Annotated in this window: 17 protein-coding genes and 1 pseudogene; 12 read left to right on the forward strand and 6 right to left on the reverse strand. The window is 70.8% G+C overall.

Translation table 11 applies throughout. The features are described 5' to 3' along the window. Positions 1-1,539 precede the first annotated feature (1,539 nt). Positions 1,540-2,280 carry a hypothetical protein gene (locus HD596_RS32570; protein ID WP_185073065.1) on the forward strand — a complete coding sequence of 247 codons (741 nt, stop codon included), beginning with the start codon at positions 1,540-1,542 and terminating at the stop codon, positions 2,278-2,280. 334 nt (positions 2,281-2,614) lie between these two features. Beyond that, positions 2,615-3,202, forward strand: coding sequence for a hypothetical protein (locus tag HD596_RS32575; RefSeq protein ID WP_185073066.1), 588 nt, complete (start codon positions 2,615-2,617; stop codon positions 3,200-3,202). A gap of 552 nt (positions 3,203-3,754) precedes the next feature. Here the strand turns inward: HD596_RS32575 and HD596_RS32580 are convergent. After that, positions 3,755-5,299, reverse strand: a complete 1,545-nt coding sequence (locus HD596_RS32580) for a bis-aminopropyl spermidine synthase family protein (protein WP_221519621.1) — start codon at positions 5,297-5,299, stop codon at positions 3,755-3,757. Between the two features lie 1,089 nt (positions 5,300-6,388). Between HD596_RS32580 and gltB the strand changes: the two genes are divergently transcribed. After that, positions 6,389-10,894: a glutamate synthase large subunit gene (gene gltB, locus HD596_RS32585; RefSeq protein WP_185073068.1), complete on the forward strand. Its 4,506-nt coding sequence runs from the start codon at positions 6,389-6,391 to the stop codon at positions 10,892-10,894. Positions 10,895-10,945: 51 nt separating this feature from the next. Beyond that, complete coding sequence (locus HD596_RS32590) at positions 10,946-12,424, forward strand: glutamate synthase subunit beta (protein ID WP_185073069.1); 1,479 nt, start codon at positions 10,946-10,948, stop codon at positions 12,422-12,424. Between the two features lie 40 nt (positions 12,425-12,464). On the opposite strand, the gene HD596_RS32595 is transcribed toward HD596_RS32590, so the two are convergent. Further along, the gene (locus tag HD596_RS32595) at positions 12,465-13,295 is read right to left on the reverse strand and encodes a helix-turn-helix domain-containing protein (protein ID WP_185073070.1); all 831 of its coding nucleotides are present in this window, start codon (positions 13,293-13,295) and stop codon (positions 12,465-12,467) included. 150 nt (positions 13,296-13,445) lie between these two features. Here HD596_RS32595 and HD596_RS32600 point away from each other — a divergent pair. The 7 genes and pseudogenes from HD596_RS32600 to pyk all read left to right on the forward strand — a co-directional run. Then, a pseudogene (locus HD596_RS32600) lies at positions 13,446-14,647 on the forward strand (RNA-guided endonuclease InsQ/TnpB family protein); the annotation flags it as partial. Positions 14,648-14,769: 122 nt separating this feature from the next. Next, the gene (locus HD596_RS32605; protein ID WP_185073072.1) at positions 14,770-15,831 is read left to right on the forward strand and encodes an aldo/keto reductase; all 1,062 of its coding nucleotides are present in this window, start codon (positions 14,770-14,772) and stop codon (positions 15,829-15,831) included. 112 nt (positions 15,832-15,943) lie between these two features. Further along, positions 15,944-16,525: a TetR/AcrR family transcriptional regulator gene (locus HD596_RS32610; RefSeq protein ID WP_185073073.1), complete on the forward strand. Its 582-nt coding sequence runs from the start codon at positions 15,944-15,946 to the stop codon at positions 16,523-16,525. A gap of 139 nt (positions 16,526-16,664) precedes the next feature. Continuing rightward, complete coding sequence (locus HD596_RS32615) at positions 16,665-18,125, forward strand: MDR family MFS transporter (RefSeq protein ID WP_185073074.1); 1,461 nt, start codon at positions 16,665-16,667, stop codon at positions 18,123-18,125. Positions 18,126-18,258: 133 nt separating this feature from the next. Continuing rightward, positions 18,259-20,025 (forward strand): S8 family peptidase, encoded by a 1,767-nt coding sequence (locus HD596_RS32620; protein WP_185073075.1) that lies wholly within the window; start codon positions 18,259-18,261, stop codon positions 20,023-20,025. Beyond that, entirely contained in the window at positions 20,022-20,372 is a 351-nt protein-coding gene (locus HD596_RS32625; RefSeq protein WP_185073076.1) for a DUF2784 domain-containing protein, read from the forward strand. The genes HD596_RS32620 and HD596_RS32625 overlap by 4 nt, the downstream gene beginning before the upstream one ends. Positions 20,373-20,407: 35 nt before the next feature. Next, entirely contained in the window at positions 20,408-21,838 is a 1,431-nt protein-coding gene (gene pyk / locus HD596_RS32630; protein WP_185073077.1) for a pyruvate kinase, read from the forward strand. A 286-nt stretch (positions 21,839-22,124) separates the two neighbouring features. On the opposite strand, the gene dapD is transcribed toward pyk, so the two are convergent. Genes dapD through HD596_RS32645 form a run of 3 tightly spaced genes read right to left on the reverse strand, consistent with a single transcriptional unit; the run spans position 22,125 to position 24,462 of the window. Then, positions 22,125-23,087, reverse strand: coding sequence for a 2,3,4,5-tetrahydropyridine-2,6-dicarboxylate N-succinyltransferase (gene dapD / locus HD596_RS32635; RefSeq protein ID WP_185073078.1), 963 nt, complete (start codon positions 23,085-23,087; stop codon positions 22,125-22,127). Between the two features lie 24 nt (positions 23,088-23,111). Continuing rightward, positions 23,112-23,522, reverse strand: coding sequence for a pyridoxamine 5'-phosphate oxidase family protein (locus tag HD596_RS32640; RefSeq protein WP_313045348.1), 411 nt, complete (start codon positions 23,520-23,522; stop codon positions 23,112-23,114). Continuing rightward, positions 23,458-24,462 carry a LysR family transcriptional regulator gene (locus HD596_RS32645; protein WP_185073080.1) on the reverse strand — a complete coding sequence of 335 codons (1,005 nt, stop codon included), beginning with the start codon at positions 24,460-24,462 and terminating at the stop codon, positions 23,458-23,460. The genes HD596_RS32640 and HD596_RS32645 overlap by 65 nt, the downstream gene beginning before the upstream one ends. A gap of 71 nt (positions 24,463-24,533) precedes the next feature. Here HD596_RS32645 and HD596_RS32650 point away from each other — a divergent pair, with 71 nt between their 5' ends. Then, positions 24,534-25,262 (forward strand): SDR family oxidoreductase, encoded by a 729-nt coding sequence (locus HD596_RS32650; RefSeq protein WP_185073081.1) that lies wholly within the window; start codon positions 24,534-24,536, stop codon positions 25,260-25,262. A 4-nt stretch (positions 25,263-25,266) separates the two neighbouring features. Here HD596_RS32650 and HD596_RS32655 read toward each other — a convergent pair whose 3' ends face one another. Then, complete coding sequence (locus tag HD596_RS32655) at positions 25,267-26,028, reverse strand: helix-turn-helix domain-containing protein (protein ID WP_185073082.1); 762 nt, start codon at positions 26,026-26,028, stop codon at positions 25,267-25,269. Between the last annotated feature and the right edge of the window lie 13 nt (positions 26,029-26,041).

The raw sequence follows: 26,041 nt of genomic DNA on the forward strand, positions 1-26,041 counted from the left end.
GGTAGTTGGCCTGCGCGGGATGTGCGGGACGCTGGCCGTGCTGCTCGTCGCCGGGCGTCGGGTTCGGATCGTGCTGGCCAGGCTGGTGGCAGTTGGCCCGCGCGGGATACCCAAGACGCGGGCGGTAGCCGGCCGGCCCGCGAGGTGCAGCAGGACGCGGGCGGTAGTTGGCCGGCCCGCGACGTACAGAACCCCGGCGGCAGCTGGCCTGCGCGGAACATGCGAGACGCGGGCGGTAGTTGGCCTGCGCGGGATGTGCAGGACGCCGGTGGCAGCTGGCCTGCGCGGGATGTGCAGCAGGACGCGGGCGGTAGCTGGCCGGCCCGCGATGCCCAGGACGTTGGCGGTAGCTGGCCGGCTCGCGATGTCCAGGACGCCGGTGGCAGTTGGCCGGCTCGAGAGGCGCAGGACACCGGCGGTGCCGGCGGTCGCCGGGCGTCAGGCTCAGATGACGCCGGCCATACAGGCAGCGGTGGATGGCCCGCGTCGGAGGGGCGAGGCAGCCGTCGTGCCGGTGGTCGCCGGTCGGCGGGCGCGGGGCGGGCCGGTCGCGCTCGGCCGTCCGTAGATCCAGACGGTGGAGGCCATGCAGCTGGCGGCTGGCCGGCGGCAGGCGCGGACGGTGGCTGGCAGTCGAGTGGCGACGGCCGGCCGACGCCCGGCGCAGGTGGCTGGCAGGCAGACCACGGTAGGCCTGGTGCTGGTGCTGGTGCTGGTGGCGGGGCCACCGGTGGCGGCGGTGTCGGTGCGAGTGGCGGTGCCCGAGCCACTCGCGGAGGTGGGCCTGGAGCCGGTGCTGGAGTTGCTGGCAGTGGCGCTGCTGGAGTCGATACCGGAGTTGCGGGCAGCGGCGGGGCCGGAGCCATTGGTGGCGGCGGCGGTGGCTGGGCTGCCGGAGGCCAGGGCGACGATGGTCAGCTGTTGGCCGAGGCGACTGGCGGCGGGCGGTTGCCGTCCGGTAGCAGCGGTGAAAGGCGTTCCGGGCGCAGGCGGGCCAAGGCGAGCCACGGCGCGGAGGACCGGTCGGCGAGCGACGCCGACCTTGGAAAGTGGGCGGCCGAAGGCCAGGAGCCCGCGGCCGATGCGGTCGGTGGTGACTGGGCGGTCAGCGGTATGCGGTCCGTCACCGAAGGGACGCGACCCCGCCGAGCCGGCGGACGACGTTCGGCAACCGAGACCGATGGAGGTCGTTCGGCATCCGGAGGTCGCGGTCGTCGTGCGGCGGCCGGGGCCCAAGGCGGCCGTTCGGGGCCTGAGACGGACGGCGGCCGCCCGGCGGCAGCGGCCGGAGGTGGTCGTTCGGCGGCAGGGGGCGAAGGCGGCCGGTTGGTGGCTGGGGCCGATGGCGGTTGGTCAGTGCTGGGGCCCGAGGACGATCGACTGGCCGACGACAGCCCGTTGGACTTCGGGACCGACGGTGGATTTTCGACTTCTGAGTCTCGCGACGGGAAGGCCGATGGCGAGGGGCGGCCGGGGAAGTTCTCGCGTACGCGACGGCGTCCGCCGCCCTCTGACTGGCAGTTTCCGCTGCTCACCCACATGGGTGTGCCACCCAAGAAGCAGCGGTTGATCGTCATCATCGCCACGGTCGTCGGCGTGCTGGCGGGCGGGGCCGGGCTGGTGGCCGCGATCAACTCCATCGGCGGCTACTCCCCGCAGCAGCGGGCCAGCGCCGCCATGATCGCGCCGGACACGGCGCTCCCGCTGGTCTTCCGAGGGTGGGGTTCGCCCAAGCTGTTCGACCCCGTCATGGACCGGGCCAAGGATCAGCGGGCACTGACCGAGAAGGAGGTGTTCGGGCAGAGCGAGTTCGCCGTGTCGAAGAAGCTCAAGCTCAAGCTGGTCGCCAAGAAACTCGACGCCGACTGCTCGGCGGCGCTGTGGGGTGCGAACCTCCTCGAACTGGTGTCGGACGCCGAATGCACCCAGGTCGCCCGCGGCCTCTACGCGAGCTCCGACGGCCGGTACATCGGCCAGTACACGCTACTCAACCTCAAGGACGGCAAGTCGGCCGCCGACCTGGTCGAGTCGTTGAAGACGCTTTACCGGGGCGGTTGGACGCGTCCCCTGGAGTCCCCCAAGGCCACCTTCCCCGCCGGAGGCTACTCCGAGGCGGGCGGCTACGCCCTCGGCCACTATGTCGGCCTGGTATGGCTGGGCAAGACCGACGGCGCGGATCCCGGCCCCAAGGACGACTTCGTCTCGCTCACTCTGGCGCTGCGCGGCGCGGAGAAGGCCGTCTACCGCCGCGTCGTCACGATCGCCGGACCCTCCTCCTGATGCCAAACCACATGCCCCCGAACAACACCCACCCCTGGCACCTCTCCGGTGACGTCACTGCGATCAATGAGGGCGGTTGCCTGAGGCCCGGAGGAGTTGCCGCGATCGTGGAGAGCGGCCCTCTGGGGCCTCGGGATGTTGTGGCGATCACTGAAGGCGGTCGTTTGGGGTCCGGGGGAGTTGTCATGAGTGAGGTAGGTGGTCGTTCGGGGCCTTGGGGTGTTGTGGCGATCGTTGAGGGCGGTCGTTTGGGGTCCGGGGGAGTTGTCGCGAGTGGGGTGCGCGGCCGTCCTGGGTTTCGGGATGTCGTGGCGATCGCGGAGGTGGCCTGCTGATGTCGCGTCGTGTCGTCATCCCCTTGGGGGTCGCCGTCGTGGCGGTCGTCGCGGTGGCCGGCTGGCTGTGGTTGCGGCGGGAGGACCCCAGGCCCGCCAGCTTCCACGCCGAGCCCACCTCCGCCTTCTACTCCGCCATCGACAGCCGCCAGAACGACGCCGCGCCCCTCACCCTGAACGAGGTCTTCACCCCGGCCACCCAGACCCTGGGCACCATGCGTCTGGACGCCACGCAGCAGTTCAGCGACTGTGACGAGGTTCTCTGGGGGGTCTCGGCCACGGGCTGCACACAGGCGCTCCAGGCCACGTACAAGGGGGGTGCGGTGGCGGGGCAGTTCGTCATCTTCAATCTGAGCGATGGACGGGCGGCTGACGCGCTGGTGTCGGCGCTGGGCAAGGACGGGTTCGTACGGCAGGACATCGCGTTCGAGCCGCTCGGCAGCCGGGCCCAGGCGCGGGCGATGGGCCATTACGTGACCGTGAGCTGGGCTGGAGGATCAGCGTCCGCCCAGGACCTGGTTGCCGCCCTCGTGGCGCTGGACGGGTTGGGCCGCGTGGTCCAGGGCCGCATCGTCGCCGCAACCTGACCCGACCCCCACCCATCCGCCCCTCGACGGCGATCCGCGACTTCGATGGCAACTCGGGGCGGCGGCCGCGACTGCGATGGCGACCCACGAGCGTGACGGCGACCAGAACACGCGACTGCCACGGTGACCGTGACCTGCGCGCGAGGGTGACCGCGACCGAGGCAGCGACGGCGACGGCGACCCCAACGCCGACGCCGACGCCGACCGCGACGGGAATACGCGACTGCGATGGTGACCGGGACCTGCGACTCGGGACGGTGACCGCGACCGAGGCGGCGACGGCGGCCCCATCGGTAACGGCGACGGCGACGCCGATCGCGAGGGCGAGGGCGAGGGCGGCCGGGGGCGGCCGGGGCGGCGACGGCTATGGCGGCAGGGATGGCGACGGTGGCCGGGATGGCGGCCCTGACCGCGAGGGCGACCGCGACGGCGAGGGCGATTTGCGGGCTTCACCGGAACACGGCCTTCGCTGGGCCGCGGGCGAGGCGCTGGCCTGGCTCTGGATGTGGCCGGGTGTCCGGGTCCCGGTGGAGGGTGGGTTTCGGGGGTGGGTCAGGTGGTTGTGGTCAGGGCGGAGATGGTTGTGGTGACTGCTTCCGGGAGGGCGGACAGGCGGTGGAGGGGGGCGTCCAGGGGGGTCAGGCCTTCCGACCAGGGGGCGGCTTCGGCGATGAGGGTGCGGGCCTCGTTCTTGGTGAGGGCCGACCCTTGGGTGCGGGCCACCGCGATGAGGGCCTCGCGCCATGTGTTGGCCAGCTTGGCGTGCCCGTTGTCCAGGATCCTGCGGAGCACCGAGGCCGCGTCGCCGGGCGGTTGTGGCAGGCGTACGGCGTCCAGGACGTCGCCGCCGGCGCTCAGCTTGTAGACGGTGGAGAGCACGTCAGGGAGCGGCGGGAGGTCGGAGCCCACGACGCGTACGTGAGAGGCGCGGGTCGCCAGGAGGATGCGGGGGAGGGCGGCCTCCAGGCCCAGGGGCAGGGCCACGGCCACGCGGTCCAAGGTGGCGGCGTACGGCTTGGAGAGCCAGGTCGAGAGCCGGACCCGAGGCTGGGTGAGGTCCTTGGGCCATTCGCCCACCAGCAGGTCGGGGTCGAAGTCCTGGATGGCTTCCTGCGGGGCTGTGAGGGCGTTATGGGCGCTTTCGACCGATTGTGGGCCTTGAGTGTAGATAGTGGTGGTTTGGCGGCTCAGGCGGGACGTCACGGCCGGGCGTGTCTTGGTGGTGGGGCGGAGGATGTACATGTCGGCGGCCGAGCCGATGGCTTCTGCTCCGAAATATCGGTTGAAGTCGGGATAGATGGCTTCGTAGGCGAGGTTGAGGTCCGCCAGGGCCTGCTGAACCTTGAAGGCCAGCATCGGGGTACGTTCGCTGGCACCGTACGCGAGCAGGATGCGGCCGTTGTCCGTCAGCGCCTCGGCGGCGCGCGCCACGAACAGGCCCGTGCCCTCCGGCGTGTACGGCGGGTCGGTAAGGGCGAGGTCGTGGTCCCGAGCGGAGGCGGGCAGGCCAAGGCGCAGGTCGGCCCAGCGGGTGCGGACACCCAGGCGTTGGGCGTCGATGTACGCCAGGATGCGCTCGTCGATGTCGACCACCGTGACGTCGGTCTCCGGATGGATCAGCTTGACGGCCAGCGAGGTCAGGTCGTGGTCGCCCACGCACAGCAGGCGCGTGCCCGGAAGCCAGAAGCGGGCGCCGAGCAGCAGCGCCCGCCTCAGGATCGTCTCGGGGGTGGCCGAGACGTGGTCGAGCACGTGGCGGGCGCGCGGGGCCCGGGCCACGAGATCCTTGAGGCGGGTGAGCTCGGAAGCGTAATGCGGGAGCAGGTGGGCCACCGGATCCTCCGGCGGCGGGGCCAGTGCGAGGAGGTCCTGGTAGTCGTTGGTGTGGGTCAGCGGGATCCGGAACGCGTCGCCCTTCCGCTCCAGGGGGAGCTCGCGCAGAAGCGTCTCGATGGTACGCCTTGACGTGGCGGTCTCCCTGACCAGATCGGCCAGCGTCCACCACTGGGCGTCGCACAGCAGGGTCAGGGCGTGCCGCAACCGCCTGCTGTCCGGCCCGGCCTCCGCGAGCAGGCGCTCCACCCCGTCACGCTCCATCAGATCCGCGCGGAGGTGACCGCCCGCCTTTGTCGGCGGAGGAGTCCGCGCTCCCTCCCTCCAGATTTTGTCGGCGTCTGCCGATAGCGTGATGGTCTCGTTACCGAGGGTGGGAGGTGGCGGTGCAGGGACTGCCCGTGTTTCTGCTGCGCCCCACCAGCGAGCAGGCGTACGGCACGATCGATCGGCCAGGGGGTGGCGTCCACGGCACGTCTGGAGCGAGATTGAGTGGATCGAGCCTGGACGCGGGTCGCGGGGGGTTGCTGACGGTGCTCGTGCACAAGGCCGCCGGTATCTCCCGGGCGTGTTCTCGTCGCGGGCACTGTGCGCACGTCGAGGTCGAGGTCGAGGTCAGGGCCGGGGTCGGGACCCAGGTCGACGTCGACCTCTGCCTTGACGCGTCGATCAAGCATTGCGGTGCTGCGCAGGCGGCTTGGCGAGAAGCCGCTCCCTTCGAGGAGCGGAGGAGTCACGAGGGCAACCCTATCGAGGTGCGAGGGTGGACAGCTCGGGCGCGGGTCCGTGCGGGCCGGTGTCGTCCCTGGCCTGGGCGCGCATCTATGCGAGGCGGCATCGTGCTCGCCCCGGCCATGCGCCCGTCCGGGCGACGTCCCCCCGCATGCGTGGTCACGGCGTGAGCGAGTGGCTTGGTGGTTAGGGAGCCCTGAGCGGTGCGAAGGGTGGCCTGAGCGGTGCCTCGGCGGTGACGGGGAGGCCGTCGCGGCGTTGGCTGGCGTCGAGTCGGTGAGGTGGTCGGGTGATCGGGGCGGTGTGGGGTGGATTCTGGGAGCGGGGCCGGTTGGTGGGCGGGTGGATTGGTGGGGTTGGGGTTTGGGTGGGGGGTGGAGTGGGGACGATTCGCTCCCCATGCCGTAAATCGTGGACGTGTGGCGGGAATTTCTTTGCCTACGTCCGGGGTTTGGGATAGGTAGTTCGGATGCTGGGATTGGGCCCAATGTTCGCAATGCGGACGTGGCGGGCACCATTCCGGCAGGGTGCGGTAACCTCTACCCACGATATGCAGCAGGGCCAACGTCGTCCCCGCCTGTAGAGCAGTTTGAGACAGACGATGACGACGGGAGGGATTCAATGCCTGCTGCCCACCTCGGGTTCCCCGAGCCCCAGGGCCTGTACCACCCCGCCAACGAGCATGATGCCTGCGGTGTCGCCATGGTTGCCGACGTCGCGGGACGCCGGGGGCACGGGATCGTGGTCAAGGCGCTGACGGCTCTGTGCAATCTTGATCATCGGGGGGCCAAGGGTAGCGAGCCGGACACCGGCGACGGAGCCGGGATCCTGACGCAGATCCCCGATGGGTTCTACCGCGCGAGCGTGCCGTTCGCGCTTCCTGCGGCCGGCGCGTACGCGACCGGCATCGCCTTCCTGCCGTTCGACGAGCAGGCCAGGGGTGTCGCCACCGGCCTGATCGAGGAGATCGCGGCCGAGGAGGGCCTCACCGTGCTCGGCTGGCGCGAGCTGCCGGTCGACCGCGAGCTGCCCGGGCCCAGCGCCAGGGCCGTCATGCCGCACTTCGCCCAGCTGTTCGTGGCCGACCCCGAGGGCCGGGAGGGGCTGGAGCTCGACCGGCTGGCGTTCTGCCTGCGCAAGAGGGCCGAGCACGAGGCGGACGTCTACTTCCCCTCGCTGTCCGCCAGGACGATCGTCTACAAGGGCATGCTCACGCCCGACCAGGTCGAGCCGTTCTTCCCCGACCTGAGCGACGAGCGTTACGAGACGGCGATCGCGCTGGTGCACTCGCGCTTCTCCACCAACACGTTCCCGAGCTGGCCGCTCGCCCACCCGTACCGCTACATCGCCCACAACGGCGAGATCAACACGGTCAAGGGCAACCGCAACTGGATGCGAGCCCGCGAGGCGATGCTGGAGTCCGCCCACATCCCGGGCGATATTTCACGACTTTTCCCCATCTGTGACCCGGATGGCAGCGACACGGCCAGCTTCGACGAGGCCCTGGAGCTCCTGCACATCGGCGGCCGGAGCCTGCCGCACGCCGTGCTGATGATGATCCCGGAGGCGTGGGAGAACCACACCGAGATGGACCCGGCGCGCCGGGCCTTCTACGAGTTCCACTCCTCGATGATGGAGGCCTGGGACGGCCCCGCGTCGATCACGTTCACCGACGGCACCCTGGCCGGCGCCGTGCTCGACCGCAACGGCCTGCGCCCCGGCCGCTTCTGGGTGACCGCCGACGGCCTGGTCGTGCTGGCCTCCGAGGCCGGCGTGCTGGACTTCAAGCCCGAGGACGTGGTCAGGAAGGGCCGCCTGCAGCCGGGCCGCATGTTCCTCATCGACACCGCCCGCGGCAAGATCATCGAGGACGACGAGATCAAGGCCGAGCTGGCCGCCGAGCTGCCGTACGAGGAGTGGCTGCACGCGGGCCTCGTCCGCTTCGAGGAGCTGCCCGCGCGGCAGCGGGAGATCCCCACGCACGAGGCGCTCGTCAAGCGGCAGCAGACCTTCGGCTACACCGAGGAAGAGCTGCGCATCATCCTGGCGCCGATGGCCAGGGCGGGCCAGGAGCCGATCGGCTCCATGGGCACCGACACGCCCGTGGCCGTGCTGAGCGAGAAGCCGCGGCTGCTGTTCGACTACTTCACGCAGCTGTTCGCGCAGGTCACGAACCCGCCGCTGGACGCCATCCGCGAAGAGCTCGTCACCTCGCTGGCCAGCACCATCGGCCCCGAGGGCAACCTGCTCGACCCGGGTCCGTCGTCGTGCCGCCAGCTCGTGCTGCCGTACCCGGTGATCGACAACGACGAGCTCGCCAAGATCATCCACATCAACGACGAGCACGACCTGCCGGGCTTCCACCCGTACGTCATCAGCGGCCTGTACGAGGTCGCCGGCGGCGGCGAGGCGCTGCTGGGCCGCCTGGAGGAGATCAGGGCCGAGGCGTCCCGGGCGATCGCGGCCGGCGCGCGGATCATCGTGCTGTCCGACCGCGGCTCGTCGGAGACGCTGGCGCCGATCCCGTCGCTGCTGCTGACCGGCGCGGTGCACCACCACCTGATCCAGGAGAAGACCCGCACCAAGATCGGTCTCGTGGTCGAGACCGCCGAGGCCCGCGAGTGCCACCACATGGCGCTGCTCATCGGCTACGGCGCCGGCGCGATCAACCCGTACCTCGCGATCGAGACCATCGAGGACCTCGTCGACACCGGCGCGCTCCAGATGGACAAGCGCAAGGCCGTGCGCAACCTGATCAAGGCGTACGGCAAGGGCGTCATCAAGGTCATGTCCAAGATGGGCGTGTCCACGGTGGCCTCCTACACCGGCGCGCAGATCTTCGAGGCGCTCGGCCTGAGCCAGGAGGTCATCGACTCCTGCTTCACCGGCACCACCTCCCGCCTGGGCGGCGTCGGCTTCGACGTGCTGGCCGAGGAGGTCGCGCAGCGGCACCGCCACGCCTACCCGCGCGCGGAGAACGCCCACCGCAGGCTCCAGGTCGGCGGCGAGTACCAGTGGCGGCGCGAGGGCGAGCCTCACCTGTTCAACCCCGAGACCGTCTTCAAGCTGCAGCACGCCACCAGGACCCGCCGCTACGAGATCTTCAAGGAGTACACGAACCTCGTGGACTCCCAGGCGGAGCGGCTGATGACCCTGCGTGGCCTGTTCAAGCTGCGCAAGGGCGAGCCGATCCCGATCGAGGAGGTCGAGCCGGTCTCCGAGATCGTCAAGCGGTTCTCGACGGGCGCGATGTCGTACGGCTCCATCTCCATGGAGGCGCACGAGACGCTCGCCATCGCGATGAACCAGCTCGGCGGCAAGTCCAACACCGGCGAGGGCGGCGAGGACCCCGAGCGGCTCTACGACGCCACCCGCAGGTCCGCGATCAAGCAGGTCGCCTCCGGCCGGTTCGGCGTCACCAGCGAATACCTGGTGAACGCGGCCGACCTGCAGATCAAGATGGCCCAGGGCGCCAAGCCCGGCGAGGGCGGCCAGCTGCCCGGCCACAAGGTCTACCCGTGGATCGCCAAGACCAGGCACTCCACGCCGGGCGTCGGCCTCATCTCGCCGCCGCCGCACCACGACATCTACTCGATCGAGGACCTGGCCCAGCTCATCCACGACCTGAAGAACTCCAACCCGGAGGCCAGGGTCCACGTGAAGCTGGTCGCCGAGGTCGGCGTCGGCACGGTCGCCGCGGGCGTGTCGAAGGCGCACGCCGACGTGGTGCTCATCTCCGGGCACGACGGCGGCACCGGCGCCTCGCCCCTGACGAGCCTCAAGCACGCGGGCGCGCCGTGGGAGCTCGGCCTGGCCGAGACCCAGCAGACGCTCCTGCTGAACGACCTGCGCGACCGCATCGTCGTCCAGGTCGACGGCCAGCTCAAGACCGGCCGCGACGTCGTCATCGCCGCGCTGCTCGGCGCCGAGGAGTACGGCTTCGCCACCGCGCCCCTCGTCGTCAGCGGCTGCGTCATGATGCGGGTCTGCCACCTCGACACCTGCCCCGTGGGCGTCGCCACGCAGAACCCGGAGCTGCGCAAGCGCTTCACCGGCAAGCCCGAGTTCGTGGTCAACTTCTTCGAGTTCATCGCCGAGGAGATCCGCGAATACCTGGCCGAGCTGGGCTTCCGCTCGCTCGACGAGGCGATCGGGCACGTCGAGATGCTCGACATGTCAGCGGCCGAGGACCACTGGAAGGCCAGCGGCCTCGACCTGGCGCCGATCCTGCACCGGCCCGAGCTGCCCGCGGGCACCGCGCTGCGCAAGGTCGTCGAGCAGGACCACGGCCTGCAGCACGCGCTGGACAACACGCTGATCCAGCTCGCCGAGGGCGCGCTCAACGAGGGCACCCCGGTCACGCTGGAGCTGCCCATCCGCAACGTCAACCGCACGGTCGGCACCATGCTCGGCTACCAGGTGACCAAGCGGTACGGCGGCCAGGGCCTGCCCGACAACACGATCGACATCTCGTTCACCGGCTCGGCGGGCAACTCGTTCGGCGCGTTCCTGCCGCGCGGCGTCACGCTGCGGCTGACCGGCGACGCCAACGACTACCTCGGCAAGGGCCTGTCCGGCGGGCGGATCACCGTCCGGCCGCACGAGGAGGCCCCGCTCGACGGCCACATCATCTCCGGCAACGTCGCCCTGTACGGCGCCACGTCCGGCGAGGTGTTCATCCGCGGCGTCGTGGGCGAGCGGTTCTGCGTGCGCAACTCCGGCGCCACGGCGGTCGTCGAGGGCGTGGGCGACCACGGCTGCGAGTACATGACCGGCGGCCGGGCCGTCGTCCTCGGCCCGACCGGGCGCAACTTCGCGGCCGGCATGTCCGGCGGCATCGCCTACCTGCTCGACCTCAGGCCCGAGCGGGTCAACCGCGAGATGGTCGCCATCGAGACGCTCACCGAGGAGGACGGCGAGTTCCTCAAGGAGACCGTCGAGAAGCACTTCGCGGAGACCGGCTCGCCGGTCGCCAAGGAGCTGCTGGCCGACTGGGACGCGGCGCTGGGCCGGTTCGGCAAGATCATGCCGACCGACTACAAGCGGGTGCTGGCCGCCGCCGAGGCCGCCCGCATCGAAGGCAGGGACGTCGACGAGGCCGTCATGGCGGCCGCGGTGCAGTCATGACCCGCCGCAACGAGTTGTTCTGGCCAAGCAGAGTTAAGGGAGGCGTACCGAATGGCTGACCCGAAGGGTTTTCTCACGCACGACCGGGAGCTGCCGGCGCGCCGCCCCGTGGACGTCCGTATCAGCGACTGGCGCGAGGTCTACCAGGACTTCTCGCAGGAGAAGCTGACCAAGCAGGCGGCCCGCTGCATGGACTGCGGCATCCCGTTCTGCCACAACGGCTGCCCGCTCGGGAACCTCATCCCCGAGTGGAACGACCTCGTCTACCGCACCGACTGGCGCGAGGCGATCGAGCGGCTGCACGCCACGAACAACTTCCCCGAGTTCACGGGCCGGCTCTGCCCGGCCCCGTGCGAGGCGGCGTGCGTGCTCGGCATCAACTCCGACCCCGTGGCGATCAAGCGGGTCGAGGTCGAGATCATCGACCGGGCGTTCGCCGAGGGCTGGGTGACCCCGCAGCCCCCGGCCGTCAAGACCGGCAAGCGGGTCGCGGTCGTCGGCTCGGGCCCCGCGGGCCTGGCCGCCGCGCAGCAGCTCACCAGGGCCGGGCATGACGTGGTCGTGTTCGAGCGGGCCGACCGGATCGGCGGCCTGCTGCGTTACGGCATCCCCGAGTTCAAGATGGAGAAGCGGCACATCGAGCGCCGCCTGGAGCAGATGCGGGCCGAGGGCACCGAGTTCCGCACCGGCGTCAACGTCGGCGTCGACATCACCGCCGCCGAGCTGCGCGAGCAGTTCGACGCCGTGGTGCTGTCGGGCGGGGCCACCCAGTGGCGCGACCTGCCGGTGGCCGGTCGCGAGCTCAAGGGCGTCTACCAGGCGATGGAGTACCTGCCGCTGTCCAACAAGGTCCAGGAGGGCGACTTCGAGACCTCGCCCGTCTCGGCCGAGGGCAAGCACGTCGTGGTGATCGGCGGCGGCGACACCGGCGCCGACTGCATCGGCACGGCGATCCGGCAGGGCGCCGCGTCCGTCACGCAGCTCGAGATCATGCCGCAGCCGCCGGCGAGCAGGCCGGGCAGCCAGCCGTGGCCGACGTTCCCGATCCTGTTCAAGATGGAGAGCGCCCACGAGGAGCTGGCCGAGGGCGGGGGACAGCGGGTCTACGCGGTCTCCACGACCGAGTTCGTCGGCGACGCCGACGGCAACGTGCGGGCGCTGCGGCTGGTCGAGGTCGAGGGGCCGCAGAACGGGTTCAAGCCGATCCCGGGCACCGAGCGCGAGATCCCGGCCGAGCTGGTGACCCTGTCGATGGGCTTCCTCGGCCCGGAGAAGGGCTCGCTGCTGCAGGACCTGGCCGAGGTCGCCGGTGACGGCTTCTACGACGCGCGGGGCAACGTCTCGCGGGACAAGACGTACATGTCCAAGGTGGACGGCGTCTTCGTGGCCGGCGACATGGGCCGCGGGCAGTCGCTCATCGTGTGGGCCATCGCCGAGGGGCGGGCCGCCGCCTCGGGCGTGGACCGGTATCTGACCGGGGAGACGGCGCTGCCGTACCCGATTCTGCCGACCGCGCGGCCGCTGGTCTGATCCGGAGAAGCCGGGACCGCTCAGCGCGGTCCCGGCTTTTTCACGCGCATTCGCGGGCGATGGCGTCCAGGACGCGCTGCGAGCCGGCGTCGGCGGCGCGGTAGATGACCAGCCGCTGGCCGGGGGCCTGGATCGGGGCCAGCACCTCGTAGTCGACGGTCAGCGGGCCCTTGACGGCGTGCCGCAGCCGCTTCTGGCCCCGGCCGTTCACCCGGACGTCGCGCAGCGCCCACAGGCGGGCGACCTCCTCGCTGCCGGCGGTGAGCTCGTCGACCAGCTCGGTCAGCGCCTTGTCATCGGGATGGGCCGCCCACGAGGCCCGCAGGTCGGCGATGCCCTCGCGCAGCGTGCGCTCCCTGTCGCGGTAGAAGTCGCGCAGGCCCGGGTGGAGCATGCACAGCCACAGGCTGTTGCGCTGTGCCGGCGGCAGCGTGCCGAAGTCCATCATCAGCCCCGCCATCTCCGGGTTCCAGGCGAGGATGTCGAAGCGGTGGTTGAGCAGCATGGCGGGCAGCGGCGACAGGTCGAGCACGAGCCGCGCCAGCGGGCCCGCCTCCTCCGCGGTGGGCGCCTGCCGGTTGGGGCGCTGGCGGGCCAGCTCGAACAGGTAGGCCCGCTCGTCCTCGCTCAGCCGCAGCGCGTCGGCCAGCGCCTCCAGCACCTCGGCCGAGGGACGCAGCCCGCGCCCCTGCTCCAGGCGGATCACGTAGTCGACGCTGACGCCCGCCAGCTCGGCGACCTCCTCCCTGCGCAGGCCCGGCGTGCGCCGCTGGGCGCGGCGGGCGGGCAGGGCGACGTCGGCCGGATCCAGGCGCTCGCGGCGGGTGCGCAGGAAGGCGGCGAGCTCGCGGGTCTGGTCCACGGTGTTCATCGGCTACCTCCGAGGAGACCCCCGCCTTCAGACGGGAAAGGAATCGGACTCCTGTGGATCTCGGCAGGAGCAGGCGATTCGCCGCCGGGCGGACCGCCGTCTACGACAATAAAGCAGTACTTGGCTGGTCTTCCTGCAAAAATGTGAGGTGTGGCGCAGCTGGTGAAGCGGGCCTACAAGTACCGCTTCCACCCGACCCCCGAGCAGGCCGGCGAGCTTGCCCGGACGTTCGGCTGCGTGCGCCTGGTCTACAACAAGGCCCTGGAAGAGCGGACCCGTCCCTGCGCCCTGGAAGGTAAACGGGTCTCCTACGTGGAGTCCTCCGCCGTGCTGACGGCGTGGAAGAAGACACCCGAGCTGGCGTTCTTGGGCGAGGTGTCGTCGGTGCCGTTGCAGCAGGCGCTGCGCCACCTGCAGGCGGCGTTCGCGAACTTCTTCGCGCGCAGGGCGAAGTGCCCGACGTTCAAGAGCAGGAAGAAGGCGCGCGCGTCGGCGGAGTACACCCGCTCGGCATTCCGCTGGCGCCAGGGTCGGCTCTTTCTGTCGAAGACGGACACGCCGTTGGACATCGTGTGGTCGCGTCCGCTGCCCGAGGGGGCCGAGCCGTCCACGGTCACCGTTTCCCGGGATGCGGCCGGGCGGTGGTTCGTCTCCATCCTGGTCGAGGAGAAGATCTCGCCGCTGCCGCCGGTCGAGGCGTCGGTGGGGGTGGACGCGGGCGTCACGGCGCTGGCCACTCTCTCGACCGGCGAGAAGATCGTCAACCCGGGTCACGAGCGTGCCGACCGGCGCAAGCTGGCGCGTGCTCAGCGGTCGCTCGCCCGTAAGGGGAAGGGGTCGAGCAACCGGGCCAGGGCCCAGCTGCGCGTGGGCAAGGTGTATGCCCGGATCGCCGATCGGCGCCGGGACCATCTGCACAAGGTGACCACACGGCTTGTTCGCGAGAACCAAGTGATCGCCGTGGAGGATCTGACGGTCCGCAACCTGGTCAAGAACCGCTCGCTGGCCCGCGCCGTCTCGGATGCGGCCTGGCGGGAGTTGCGGATGATGCTGGAGTACAAGGCCGCCTGGTACGGGCGCACGCTGGTGGCGGTGGACCGCTGGTTCCCCTCCTCCAAGCTGTGCTCGGCCTGTGGGGCCCTGCAAGAAGCGATGCCGTTGAACGTCCGGGAATGGATCTGCGGCTGCGGCGCGGTCCACGATCGGGACGTCAACGCCGCGAAGAATGTGCTCGCCGCCGGGCTGGCGGAGAGCTGAAACGCCTGTGGAGCTGGTGTAAGACCTCAACGAGAGTCCTCTCGGGCGGGCGACCGGCGGTGAAGCAGGAAGGCCGACCGGCGACGGTTGGAATCTCCCTCGTTTACGAGAGGGAGGAGGTCAACCCTTCGATCCTACGGCTCGCCTGCCTAGGAAGGCCGGTCCCAGGAAGAGCCTTCCCTTCCCCCCGGATCCGGGCCGGAGCAGCCTTGATGGCATGACGACTCTTGACACCTACCGCCTGCTCGGCCGCTCGGGACTGCGCGTCTCGCCGCTCGCTCTGGGGACCATGACGTTCGGCACGGACTGGGGCTGGGGCTCGGACAAGGACGAGTCGCGGCGGATCTTCGACACGTACGTGGACCGGGGCGGCAACTTCATCGACACCGCCAGCCAGTACACGGAGGGCACCGCGGAGACGCTGGTCGGCGAGTTCGCGTCGGGGCGGCGCGAGGAGCTGGTGCTGGCCACGAAATACACCATGGCCAGGCGGCCCGGCGACCCGAACTCCGGCGGCAACCACCGCAAGAGCATGGTGCAGTCGGTCGAGGCGAGCCTGCGCCGGTTGAACACCGACTTCATCGACCTGCTCTACCTGCACGCCTGGGACTTCACCACCCCGGTGGAGGAGATCCTGCGGGCCATGGACGACCTGGTCAGGGCGGGCAAGGTGCTCTATGTGGGCATCTCCGACGCGCCCGCCTGGCAGGTGTCGCGCATGCAGGCCATCGCCGACCTGCGCGGGTGGGCGCCGCTGATCGCCCTCCAGATCGAGTACAGCCTGGTCGAGCGGACCGTCGAGCGGGACCTCATCCCGATGGCGCGGGAGATGGGGCTCGGCGTCATCCCGTGGTCGCCCCTGGCCGGCGGGGTGCTGACCGGCAAGTACGGCCGCGACGACCTCGCCCAGGAGGTCTCCGCCGACCCGTCCGGCACGCGCAAGAACGTCGCGGCGGCCAACGGGTCGCTGACCGAGCGCGCCCTGGACATCGCCGACGTGGTCAAGCGGGTCGCCGGCGAGCTCGGGGTCAAGCCGTCGCAGGTCGCGCTGGCCTGGACGACGCTCAACCCCGGCGTCACGGCGCCCATCGTGGGGGCGCGCACGACGGCGCAGCTGGAGGACAACCTGGGGGCCCTGGACGTGCGCTTCGGCGACGGACACCTGGCCGCGCTGGAGGAGGCCAGCCGGGTGGACCTCGGGTTCCCGCACGAGTTCCTGGCCCGGCCGATGCCGCGCCAGGTCATGCTGGGCGGGGTCAAGCTCGACCTCACCCGCTGACGCCCGTGCTCTCGAGGCGCCCGCCCGTACGGCGGGCGCCTTCGCCATGTCCGGAGAATTGCATTCCCTGCAAGCCTTGCAGAGAGTGCAAGAGTTGCGTACAGTGCAAGACATGGAGAGTCCACAGCAGCGTCGAGACCGTCGGCGGGCCGAGAAGCGGCAGGCCATCAGGGCCGCCGCGGTGAAGATCGCGCTCGACGAGGGGATCGAGGCCGCGACCGTGGAGGCGATCAGCGCGGCGGCCGACATCTCGCCGCGCACCTTCTTCAACTACTTCGCCTCCAAGGAAGAGGCGCTCGTCATGGAGCCCCTCTGGCAACCCGAGGAGCTCGTCGGCATGCTCACGGAACGGCCCGCCGACGAGCCCGCCTTCCAGTCGCTGAAGACCGTGATGCGGACCTTCGCCGTCCGGAGCCGGCGGATCTGGGCGGACCTGGAGCCGTTCATGGAGCTGCGCAAGCGTCACCCCGAACTGGCGGCCAAGTCCAGGGCGGCCGACGAGACGAAGATCATGGACACGATCTTCGAGGCCGTCAGGGGCCGGCCGGGCGTCACCAGCCCCATGCACGCCAGGCTGCTCATCGTCGCGTCGTTCGGCGCGGCCATCTCGGCGATCCAGGAGGCGGCGGCCCACGACGGCTCGGTGGAGGACCTGCTCGAAGAGGCGTTCACGCTGCTGGAGAACGGACTCTGACCCATAGGGAAAGCGGCGACCGGGGTGGCACCCCCGATCGCCGCCGATCACTCCTGCCCTCGCGAAAGAAGCAAGGAGACGACCAATGCTATCCACAACCACACCCGAGGCCGCACCGCGGCGCTCACTCTGGGTGAGCATGGGCTCACTCATGCTCACCATGTTCCTGGCCGCCGTCGACCAGACCGTCGTGGCGACCGCCATGCCGACCATCGTGGGCGAGCTGCACGGCCTGGAGAGCCTGTCGTGGCTGGTCACCGCGTTCGCCCTGACCTCGGGCATCGCCACGCCCCTCTACGGCAAGCTCAGCGACATGTACGGCCGCAAGAACCTCTACCTGTCGGCCATCGTCCTGTTCGTCCTCGGCTCGGCCCTGTGCGGGCTGGCGCAGTCGATGGGCCAGCTCATCGCCTTCCGGGCCTTCCAGGGCATCGGGGCGGGCGGCCTCATGGTGCTGACCATGACCATCGTCGGCGACCTGGTCACCCCCCGCGAACGCGCCAGGTACCAGGGCATCTTCGGCGGGGTCTTCACGCTGGCCTCGATCGCCGGGCCGATCCTCGGCGGCTACCTCACCCAGCACGTCTCCTGGCGCTGGATCTTCTACATCAACCTGCCCCTCGGCGTGATCGCGCTGGCCGTGGCGTTCGCCGTGCTGAAGCTGCCCAGGCGCGTCTCCCCGCACCGCATCGACTGGCTCGGCGCCGTGCTCATCTCCGGGCTGCTGACCTGCCTGACGCTCTTCGCCTCCTGGGGCGGCACCCTCTACGCCTGGTCCTCGCCGGTCGTCATCGGGCTCGGCGGCGGCGCGGTGCTGCTGGCCGTGCTGTTCGTGATGGTGGAACGGGCGGCGGCCGAGCCGGTGCTGCCGCTGCGGCTGTTCCGCGACCGGACGTTCACGATCCCGGTGGCCTCCGTCGTGCTCATGGCCACCGCGATGCTCGGCGCGGCCACGTTCCTGCCCGTGTTCCTGCAGCTGGCCACCGGGGCGAGCGCGTCGGACTCGGGGCTGCTGCTGCTCCCGATGATGGTCGGGATGGTCGTGTCGTCGACGGTGACGGGGCAGCTCGTGCACCGGTTCGGTCGGTTCAAGTGGTTCATGGTCACGGGGACGGCGCTGGCCGGGGTGGCCGGGTTCCTGTTCTCCACCATGGACCTCGGGACCGGCGGGCTGGTCTCCGGCGCGTACATGGTGCTCTTCGGGGCCGGGCTCGGCATGGTCATGCAGAACGTGCTGCTGGTCGTGCAGACCACCACCGCGGCGGCGGACCGGGGCGCGGCGACCTCGGCCGTCACGTTCGCCCGGGGCGTCGGCGGCGCGGTGGGCGTGGCGGTGCTGGGCGGCGTCTTCAGCGGCAGGCTCGCGCTGGGACAGGCCTCGCTCACGCCCGAGGCCATCCAGGCGCTGCCCGAGGCCGCGCGGCACGCCACGCAGCTGGCCTTCTCCCACGCCATCAGCGGGGTGTTCGCGTGGGTGGGGCCGATCCTGCTGGCCGCCGCGCTGCTCCTGGCCTTCCTGAGGGACGTACGCCTGACCGACCAGGCCCCGTCCGAGCCGGTCGTGCGGGAACCGGCTCCGGAGCCCGGCGTACGGGCCTGAGCCCAGGGTGAAGCGGATCCCGTACCCGGGGTCCGCTTCGCCACCTATAGGGCGAAATTTCGGCAGTAAGCTGCATCACCTGGTAAGTGTCGGGAAGATGCAGAATCTGCGGCACTGGGTGGATGGGGGAAGCATGCGGCGAGTCGCCTCCGGCTTGACGGCGCTGGCCACGGTGATCGCGATGGCCGCCTGCACGCCCGGCACATCGGACGCCCCGCCCCGCCGCGCCACCCCCGCGGGACCCGAATACCTCGTCTTCTACACCCAAGGCGAGCAGCGCCAGGCACAGCAGGCCGTCGAACGCGCCGGCGGCACCACGCTCGCGAACGACGCCAAGCTCGGCTACCTGACGGCCACGGGCGGCGGCGGCAGGTTCGCGGAGAACGTGGGCGCCGACGGGTCCGTCGTCGGGGTCTCCCCGGACCGCAGCATCGGATTCGCCGACGCCGGCCGCGCCGCCACCCGCCGTACCGGAGGAGCCAAGGCCCGCACGCCGGGCGACGCCGGAGGGGCCGCGGTCAGGGCGGTGGGCGATGCCGGAGGGGCCGCGGGCCGGGCGGCAGGCGACGCTGGAGGGGCCGCAGGCCGGGCGGCGGGCTTCCCCGACGCGCGGTCGTTCAGCAGGAACGGCGCGGGAGAGCCGCTCGCCGGCCGCCAGTGGGACATGCGGATGATCGGCGCCGACCGCGCCAACGCCAAGGTGCCCGGCAACAGGCAGGTGCTGGTCGGCGTCATCGACACCGGCGTGGACGGCAAGCACCCCGACATCGCCCCCAACTTCAACCGCGAGCTCAGCCGCAACTTCGTCACCGACAAGCCCAAGGACGAGGACGGCGAGACGCTCGACGGCCCCTGCGAGGCCCGCGACTGCAAGGACCCCGTGGACGAGGACGACGACGGCCACGGCACCCACGTGGCCAGCACCATCGCCGCCCCGATCAACGGCATCGGCATCGCCGGGGTCGCCCCCGGCGTGCAGATCGTGAACATCAGAGCCGGCCAGGACTCCGGCTTCTTCTTCCTCAAGCCCAGCCTCGACGCCCTCACCTACGCCGGCGACATCGGCGTGGACGTCGTGAACATGAGCTACTACGTCGACCCCTGGCTGTTCAACTGCACGAACAACAAGGCCGACTCCAGGAAGCAGCAGCTCGAACAGGCGGCCATCATCACCGGCATGCAGCGGGCGCTCGACTACGCCCGCCAGCGCGGCGTCACGCTCATCTCCGCCCTCGGCAACGGCTCCACCGACCTCGGCCACCCCAAGGTCGACAAGGAGAGCCCCGGCTACCCGGTGGGCGAGAAGAAGGAGCGCCAGATCGACAACTCCTGCGTCAACGTGCCCGCCGAGTCCGCCGGCGTCATCTCCGTCGCCGGGCTCGGCCCCTCCGGCCGCAAGGCGATCTACAGCGACTACGGAGTCGAGCAGGCCGACGTGTCCGCGCCCGGCGGCGACGCGCTGGACGGCAAGGGCGCCAAGGCCACCCGCTCGATCCTGGGCGCCGCGCCCGAGCACGTGCTGCGGACCGCCGGCCGGATCGACGCCAAGGGCGAGCCCAAGGGCGCCGACGTCGTCAAGGACTGCAAGGGCGGCACCTGCGCCTACTACCAGTACCTCGACGGCACCTCCATGGCCGCCCCGCATGCCACGGGAGTCGCCGCCATCCTCATCAGCCGCTTCGGCAAACCCGGCAAGGGCGGCCTCGAACTCGCCCCGGCCACCGTCGAGGACCTGCTGTACAAGACCGCCACCCCCAAGGCCTGCCCCACGCCCCGCCAGTACGTGTACAAGGCCTACGGCCAGGACATCACGCAGGTCTGCGAGGGAGACCAGGCGGACAACGGCTTCTTCGGGCACGGTGTCGTGGACGCGTGGAAAGCGGCTACCGTCGAACCATGATGTATCGCATCATCGCGGACGCCGCGATGGTGGTGCACTTCGCGTTCCTGGCCTACCTGGCCGTGGGCGGGTTCCTCGCGTGGCGCTGGCGGCGTACGATCTGGGCGCACCTGGCCGTGGCCGGCTGGGGCCTGCTGTCGATCGTGACCGGCGTCGAGTGCCCGCTCACCGTCATCGAGGACTGGGGACGCCGGAACGCTGGACTGGCCGGACTGCCGGCCGGCGGATTCATCGACAACTACATCGAGGGCGTGATCTACCCGGAGCAGTACACGAACTTGGTACGTCTGGGGGTCGCCGTTCTCGTTCTGTTCTCTTACGTCGGCTACGTTCTCCGTCGTCAGTGACTGCCAAGTGGTCTGTACCAATTAAGGTAGGACTCGTGACTCGTCGCGCGAAAATCGTCTGCACCCTAGGCCCCGCCACCTCCTCCAAAGAACGCCTCCGCGAGCTGATCGCCGCAGGCATGGACGTGGCACGGTTCAACCTCAGCCATGGCAATCATGACATGCACAGAGAGGTCTACGACCGGGTCAGGGAGGTGGCGGCCGACCTCGGCCGCGGTGTAGGGCTGCTCGCCGACCTGCAGGGCCCCAAGATCCGCGTCGGCACGTTCGAGGAGGGCCCGGTCAGGCTGGGCTTCGGCGACGTCTTCACCATCACCACCGAAGACGTGCCGGGCGACCGCGAGCAGGTCTCCACCACCTACAAGGGGCTGCCGAAGGACGTGCGCCCCGGTGACACGATCCTCGTCGACGACGGCCGCCTCGTGCTCGAGGCCACCCGCGTCGACGGCGAGCGCATCATCACCCGCGTCGTCATCGGCGGCATGATCTCCGACAACAAGGGCCTCAACCTGCCCGGCGTCAACGTCAGCGCCCCCGCCCTGACCGACAAGGACGAGGCCGACCTGCGCTGGGCGCTGCGCACCGGCTTCGACATGATCGCCCTGTCCTTCGTCCGCCGCCCGTCCGACGCCGACGTGGTGCGCAACATCATGGAGCAGGAGGCCGTACGCCTGCCGCTGATCGCCAAGATCGAGAAGCCGCAGGCCGTCGACCGCCTCCCCGAGATCGTCGACGCCTTCGACGGCATCATGGTCGCCCGCGGCGACCTGGGCGTCGAGCTCCCGCTGGAGCAGGTGCCGATCGTCCAGCGGCGCATCATCGAGCTGTGCCGCGAGAAGGCCCACCCGGTCATCGTCGCCACCCAGATGCTCGACTCGATGATGAACGCCCCGCGCCCCACCCGGGCCGAGGCCTCCGACGTGGCCTACGCGGTCATGGACGGCGCCGACGCGGTCATGCTGTCGGGCGAGACGTCGGTCGGCAACTACCCGATCGAGTCCGTCTCCACGATGGACCGCATCGCCTGCGCCGCCGAGGAGACGTCCCTGCACGCCACGCACAAGCTGGAGCGCATGCCGGAGACCACCGGCGGCGCCATCGCGCGGGCCGCGGCCGAGGTGGGGGCCGTCGTCGGGGCCAAGGCGCTGGTGGCGTTCACGATGTCGGGCGAGACTGCCCGCCGCCTGGCCCGCTACCGCTCGCCGATCCCGCTGCTGGCCTTCACCTCGTCGCCGCACGTGCGGGGGCAGCTGTCGGTGACGTGGGGGGTGGAGACGTTCCACGTGCCGTTCGTGCACCACACCGACGACATGGTGCGGCAGGTGGAGGCTTCGCTGCTGTCGAGCGGGCGGCTGGAGAAGGGCGACAAGGTGGTCATCGTGGCCGGCTCTCCTCCCGGCACCCCGGGCTCCACCAACGCCCTGCGCGTCCACACCATCGGCTCCGCGGTCTCTCACGCGCATTAGTTCTTTTACGGCCGGCACGGTGAGCCCCACCCGCCGGCCGTGGCTGAGGGCCCTCCAGGGAGACGCTTACCCGCCTCACCGGCGCGCCGCCGTTACGGCGCGCCGTGGGCCGACTCCGTGGCTCTTGTCTGACCGGTGCGCCCGCCCATCCTGCCTGCTCCGGCCCAAGGGCATGGGGCGCGTGCCCCCGCTGGACGGAGGCCCATGCGCCCCTGATCATGCCCAGCGCCGCCCCCTGACCCAGGGCGGGTGTTGAACGGCACCCTGGGCAGGAGCGGGCTTCGGGTCAGTTCGCGTGCAGGGCGGCGTTCAGTTCGATGCCGCCGCCGGTGCGCGGGACCGCCTCCACCGCGCCCGACTGCGAGTTGCGGCGCAGCAGGACCCCGTTCGAGCCGGACAGCTCGGCCGCCTTGACCACCGTGCCGTCCGGGAGCGTGACCTTCGTACCCGCCGTCACGTAGAGGCCGGCCTCCACCACGCAGTCGTCCCCCAGCGAGATGCCGATGCCCGCGTTGGCGCCGAGCAGGCAGCGCTCGCCGATCGAGATGACCTGCTTGCCGCCGCCGGACAGCGTCCCCATGATCGAGGCGCCGCCGCCCACGTCGGAGCCGTCGCCGACGACCACGCCGGCCGAGATGCGGCCCTCGACCATGGAGGCGCCCAGGGTGCCGGCGTTGAAGTTCACGAAGCCCTCGTGCATGACCGTGGTGCCGCTCGCCAGATGGGCGCCCAGGCGCACCCGGTCCGCGTCGGCGATCCGCACGCCGGAAGGCAGCACGTAGTCCACCATCCGCGGGAACTTGTCCACCCCGTACACCGTCACCGCGCCCCTCGCCCGCAGCCGCAGGCGCGTCCGCTCGAAGTCCGGCACCGGGCACGGACCGAAATTGGTCCACGCGACGTTGGCGAGCAGGCCGAAGATGCCGTCCAGGTTGACCCCGTGCGGCCTGACCAGGCGCGCGGACAGCAGGTGCAGCCGCAGGTAGACGTCATGGGCGTCCACGGGCGCCTCGGAGAGCTTGGCGATGCCGGTGCGCACCGCCACCACCTCCACGCCCCGCGCCGCGTCGGGACCCGTCAGCTCGGCCAGCTCACCGGCCTCGCCGGCGGAGAGCCGCTCGGTGCCCGTCGCGGGCGCGTCGCCCAGCTCGGGGGCGGGGAACCAGGTGTCGAGTACGGTGCCGTCGGCGGCGATGGTCGCGAGGCCGACGCCGAACGCGCCGGTCGAGGTGGGATCGATAGCAGTCACGGGCCCAAAAATACCGTTTCCAGGTCAGCCGAGAGCGCCCAGGTCGGCGGAGAGCCAATGCTCGGGCCGCATCCGGAACGTCATGAGCACGTGCAGGTCCGAGCCCTGCACGTATCCCTCCACCGCGTCGGGCGGCAGGTAGCGGGAGGAGATGCGCGTCAGGTCCTCCAGCGTCGTAGGGCCTGAGTGCACGACGGGGCCTTCGACGGACACGTACCGGTAGGTCGGGCTGACCCGCTGCACCAGCATCGAGAACCTGGTCGCCTTCGCGATCAGCTTGGCCTTGCGCGAGTCGCCGTCCGTCAGGAAGCGGACCTCGCCGCCGGGGACGTAGTCGTACCAGACGGGCACGATCAGCGGGGCGCGCCCGTCACCCGTCTCCACCGCCAGGCTCGCGATGTGCGGCTCCGCCAGGAACGCCTCCCTCTCCGCCACGCTCAACGGCATGCCGCCCCACCCCCGTCTGCATCGATCGTGAGACGGCTATTCCCGGTGGGAGCGATCCCGAAAGCTGCTCAATCGCGCCTTTGCCCAGGTGATCCCCGTTCGCGGCGGTGGAGTGCCGGGCCGCGACCATCGTCGCCGTGTGGACGAACGCCGCCAGCGCCCGCGACCGCACCCCCTCCGGCCAGGCCAGCACCACCGTCGTCGGCGGGCCGTCGAGCACCGGCACGCACACCAGATCCCGCCGCAGCTGATCCCGCACCGACTCCGGGGCCACCGCGATCAACCGCCCCAACGCCACCAGCTGCATCAGCACGGAGGGATCGCTCACCTCGGAATGCCGGCCCGGCCAGCACGGCGTCGGGTCGTCCTCCACCTCGGCCAGGCGCACGAAGGGCCGCGTCGCCAGCCGATGCCCGGGCCGCACGATCGCCACGCTGCCCTCCTCCCTGAGCGGCTCGCTGTCGAAACCCGTCAGATCCTCGTACGGGCTGTGCAGGAACGCCACGTCCGCCGTGCCGTCACGCAGCATCCGCGCCCGCTCCGTCACCGCACACAGGACCAGGTCCACCTCCACGGCATCCGGACGGGCACGGTAGGCGGCGAGGATCTCCGGCAGCAGGCCGCCGTCACCGCCCGCCTTCATCGCCACCACCAGCCGGGGCACCGCCCGCCCCGCCCGCTGCGTGCGCACCGTCGCTGCCGCCACCGCGTCGAGAACCTTGGCCGCCTCCCTGACCAGCACCTCGCCCGCCGGAGTCAGCGAGATCCGCCGCCCCGACCGGTCGAACAACGTCACCCCGAGCCGCCGCTCCAGCTTCTGGATCGCCCTCGACAGCGGCGGCTGCGCCATGCCCAGCCGCTCGGCCGCGCGCCCGAAGTGCAACTCCTCCGCGACGGCGGCGAAATAGGCCAGCTCGCGCGTTTCCATACCCTCAGGGTATGGCCCATGACCCACCCGGTGTTGGCCCCGGAACGGCCGCCGATGGTGTGCTTCCCCACATGACGGACAAGACCACAGCCCTGGTGACCGGGGCGAACAAGGGCATCGGATACGAGGTCGCCGCGGGACTCGCGCGCACGGGCATGACGGTGCTGCTCGCCTCCCGCGACCGGGCCCGCGGCCAGGAGGCCGCCGCCCGGCTCCGCGCCGAAGGCGGCGACGTACGCCCCGTCGTGCTGGACGTCACCGACCCGGCCACGATCGACGCCGCCGCCGCCACGCTGACCCGCCTCGACGTGCTGGTCAACAACGCCGGCATCGCGGGCCCCATGGGCGACCCGCCCAGCGCCATGTCCCCGCGCACCCTCCGGGAGGTGTTCGAGACGAACGTCGTCGGCGTCCTCATGGTCACCAACGCCATGCTCCCCCTGCTCAGACGCTCACCGGCGGCCCGCATCGTGAACGTCTCCAGCGGCGTCGGCTCGCTCGCCCACCACACCGACCCCGGCCACTACATGTCGGCCCTGCCGCCCTCCGCCACCTACCCCGTGTCCAAGACCGCGCTCAACTCCCTGACCGTCCAGTACGCCAAGGAACTGCGCGAGGACGGCATCCTCGTCAACGCCGCCGCCCCCGGCGCCTGCGCCACCGACCTCACCAAGGACCTGCCGTTCCAGGTCACGCGCACCGCCGCGGACGGAGCCGCCGTCATCATCCGGCTGGCCACCCTCGGCCCCGACGGCCCGACCGGCGGCTTCTACGACGACGCCGGGATCGTGCCCTGGTGACCGGTCAGTATTTCGGGCCGACGTGAAGGTCGAGCAGCTCCACCGCCTCCCGCCGGGCGACCGAGAGCTCGTTGCGGTTGTTGAACCGCCAGGCCACGCCGAGCAGATCGAGCGCCTCGCCGCAGAGGGCGAGGATGTCGGGGGACTCGTTCTTGAAGTGGTAGCGAGGATATTCGTACCAGCGGACGCCGCTGGGCAGGTCGCGGCGGACCCGGTTGGTCCCACGCCAGCCGTCGGAGTGGATGAGGCCCCGGACAAACCTCCCGGGATGCGCCGAGACGATCTCCCGCTGCCATGGCTCGAGGACGATGGGGCGCTCGTGCTTCTTGCCGGGGCCGTGCTGCGGGAACAGGTGCGGCCAGTGCTTGGAGAGGCTCTTGACTTCGGTGCAGCCGTTGCGGTGGCGTCGGCTGATCACTGAGGTCGGCATGACGTGCGCCATGGTGATGGTTGCTTCCTCGATGAGCCCGGGCCAGCGGTCGTCGCAGTAGATGGAGAGCAGGTAGACGCCCTTGGGGCACGCCACGATGTGACCGTCGCCGAGGTAGAGGCCCAGGAGATGGATGTAGCTGTCGGCGGGCGCGGGGGTTTGGGGAAGCGATGCGCACCGGGCACAGGTGCGGATCAATGGCGAGTCGGTCACCGGTCTGTCGCGCCAGCGGCGGATGGTGTTCGTGCTGACGCCGGTCTGCCTGCGCGTCTCGCCGATGCTGAGTCCCGAGGCGAGCAGGCGGAGGGTGTCGTCACGGACGGCGAGATCGTACATGCGGAGAGTGTTG

The organism is Nonomuraea jabiensis (assembly GCF_014204795.1).
Classification (GTDB): Bacteria; Actinomycetota; Actinomycetes; order Streptosporangiales; family Streptosporangiaceae; genus Nonomuraea; species Nonomuraea jabiensis.

Excerpts from the sequence above, each read along its gene's own strand:
- HD596_RS32595 (WP_185073070.1), bottom strand. The coding sequence starts at position 13,295 with ATGAACACCGTGGACCAGACCCGCGAGCTCGCCGCCTTCCTGCGCACC.
- gltB (WP_185073068.1), top strand. The coding sequence starts at position 6,389 with ATGCCTGCTGCCCACCTCGGGTTCCCCGAGCCCCAGGGCCTGTACCAC.
- HD596_RS32605 (WP_185073072.1), top strand. The coding sequence starts at position 14,770 with ATGACGACTCTTGACACCTACCGCCTGCTCGGCCGCTCGGGACTGCGC.
- HD596_RS32610 (WP_185073073.1), top strand. The coding sequence starts at position 15,944 with ATGGAGAGTCCACAGCAGCGTCGAGACCGTCGGCGGGCCGAGAAGCGG.
- HD596_RS32620 (WP_185073075.1), top strand. The coding sequence starts at position 18,259 with ATGCGGCGAGTCGCCTCCGGCTTGACGGCGCTGGCCACGGTGATCGCG.
- HD596_RS32575 (WP_185073066.1), top strand. The coding sequence starts at position 2,615 with ATGTCGCGTCGTGTCGTCATCCCCTTGGGGGTCGCCGTCGTGGCGGTC.
- HD596_RS32655 (WP_185073082.1), bottom strand. The coding sequence starts at position 26,028 with ATGTACGATCTCGCCGTCCGTGACGACACCCTCCGCCTGCTCGCCTCG.
- HD596_RS32580 (WP_221519621.1), bottom strand. The coding sequence starts at position 5,299 with ATGGAGCGTGACGGGGTGGAGCGCCTGCTCGCGGAGGCCGGGCCGGAC.
- HD596_RS32590 (WP_185073069.1), top strand. The coding sequence starts at position 10,946 with ATGGCTGACCCGAAGGGTTTTCTCACGCACGACCGGGAGCTGCCGGCG.
- HD596_RS32615 (WP_185073074.1), top strand. The coding sequence starts at position 16,665 with ATGGGCTCACTCATGCTCACCATGTTCCTGGCCGCCGTCGACCAGACC.
- HD596_RS32650 (WP_185073081.1), top strand. The coding sequence starts at position 24,534 with ATGACGGACAAGACCACAGCCCTGGTGACCGGGGCGAACAAGGGCATC.
- HD596_RS32570 (WP_185073065.1), top strand. The coding sequence starts at position 1,540 with ATGGGTGTGCCACCCAAGAAGCAGCGGTTGATCGTCATCATCGCCACG.
- HD596_RS32625 (WP_185073076.1), top strand. The coding sequence starts at position 20,022 with ATGATGTATCGCATCATCGCGGACGCCGCGATGGTGGTGCACTTCGCG.
- HD596_RS32645 (WP_185073080.1), bottom strand. The coding sequence starts at position 24,462 with ATGGAAACGCGCGAGCTGGCCTATTTCGCCGCCGTCGCGGAGGAGTTG.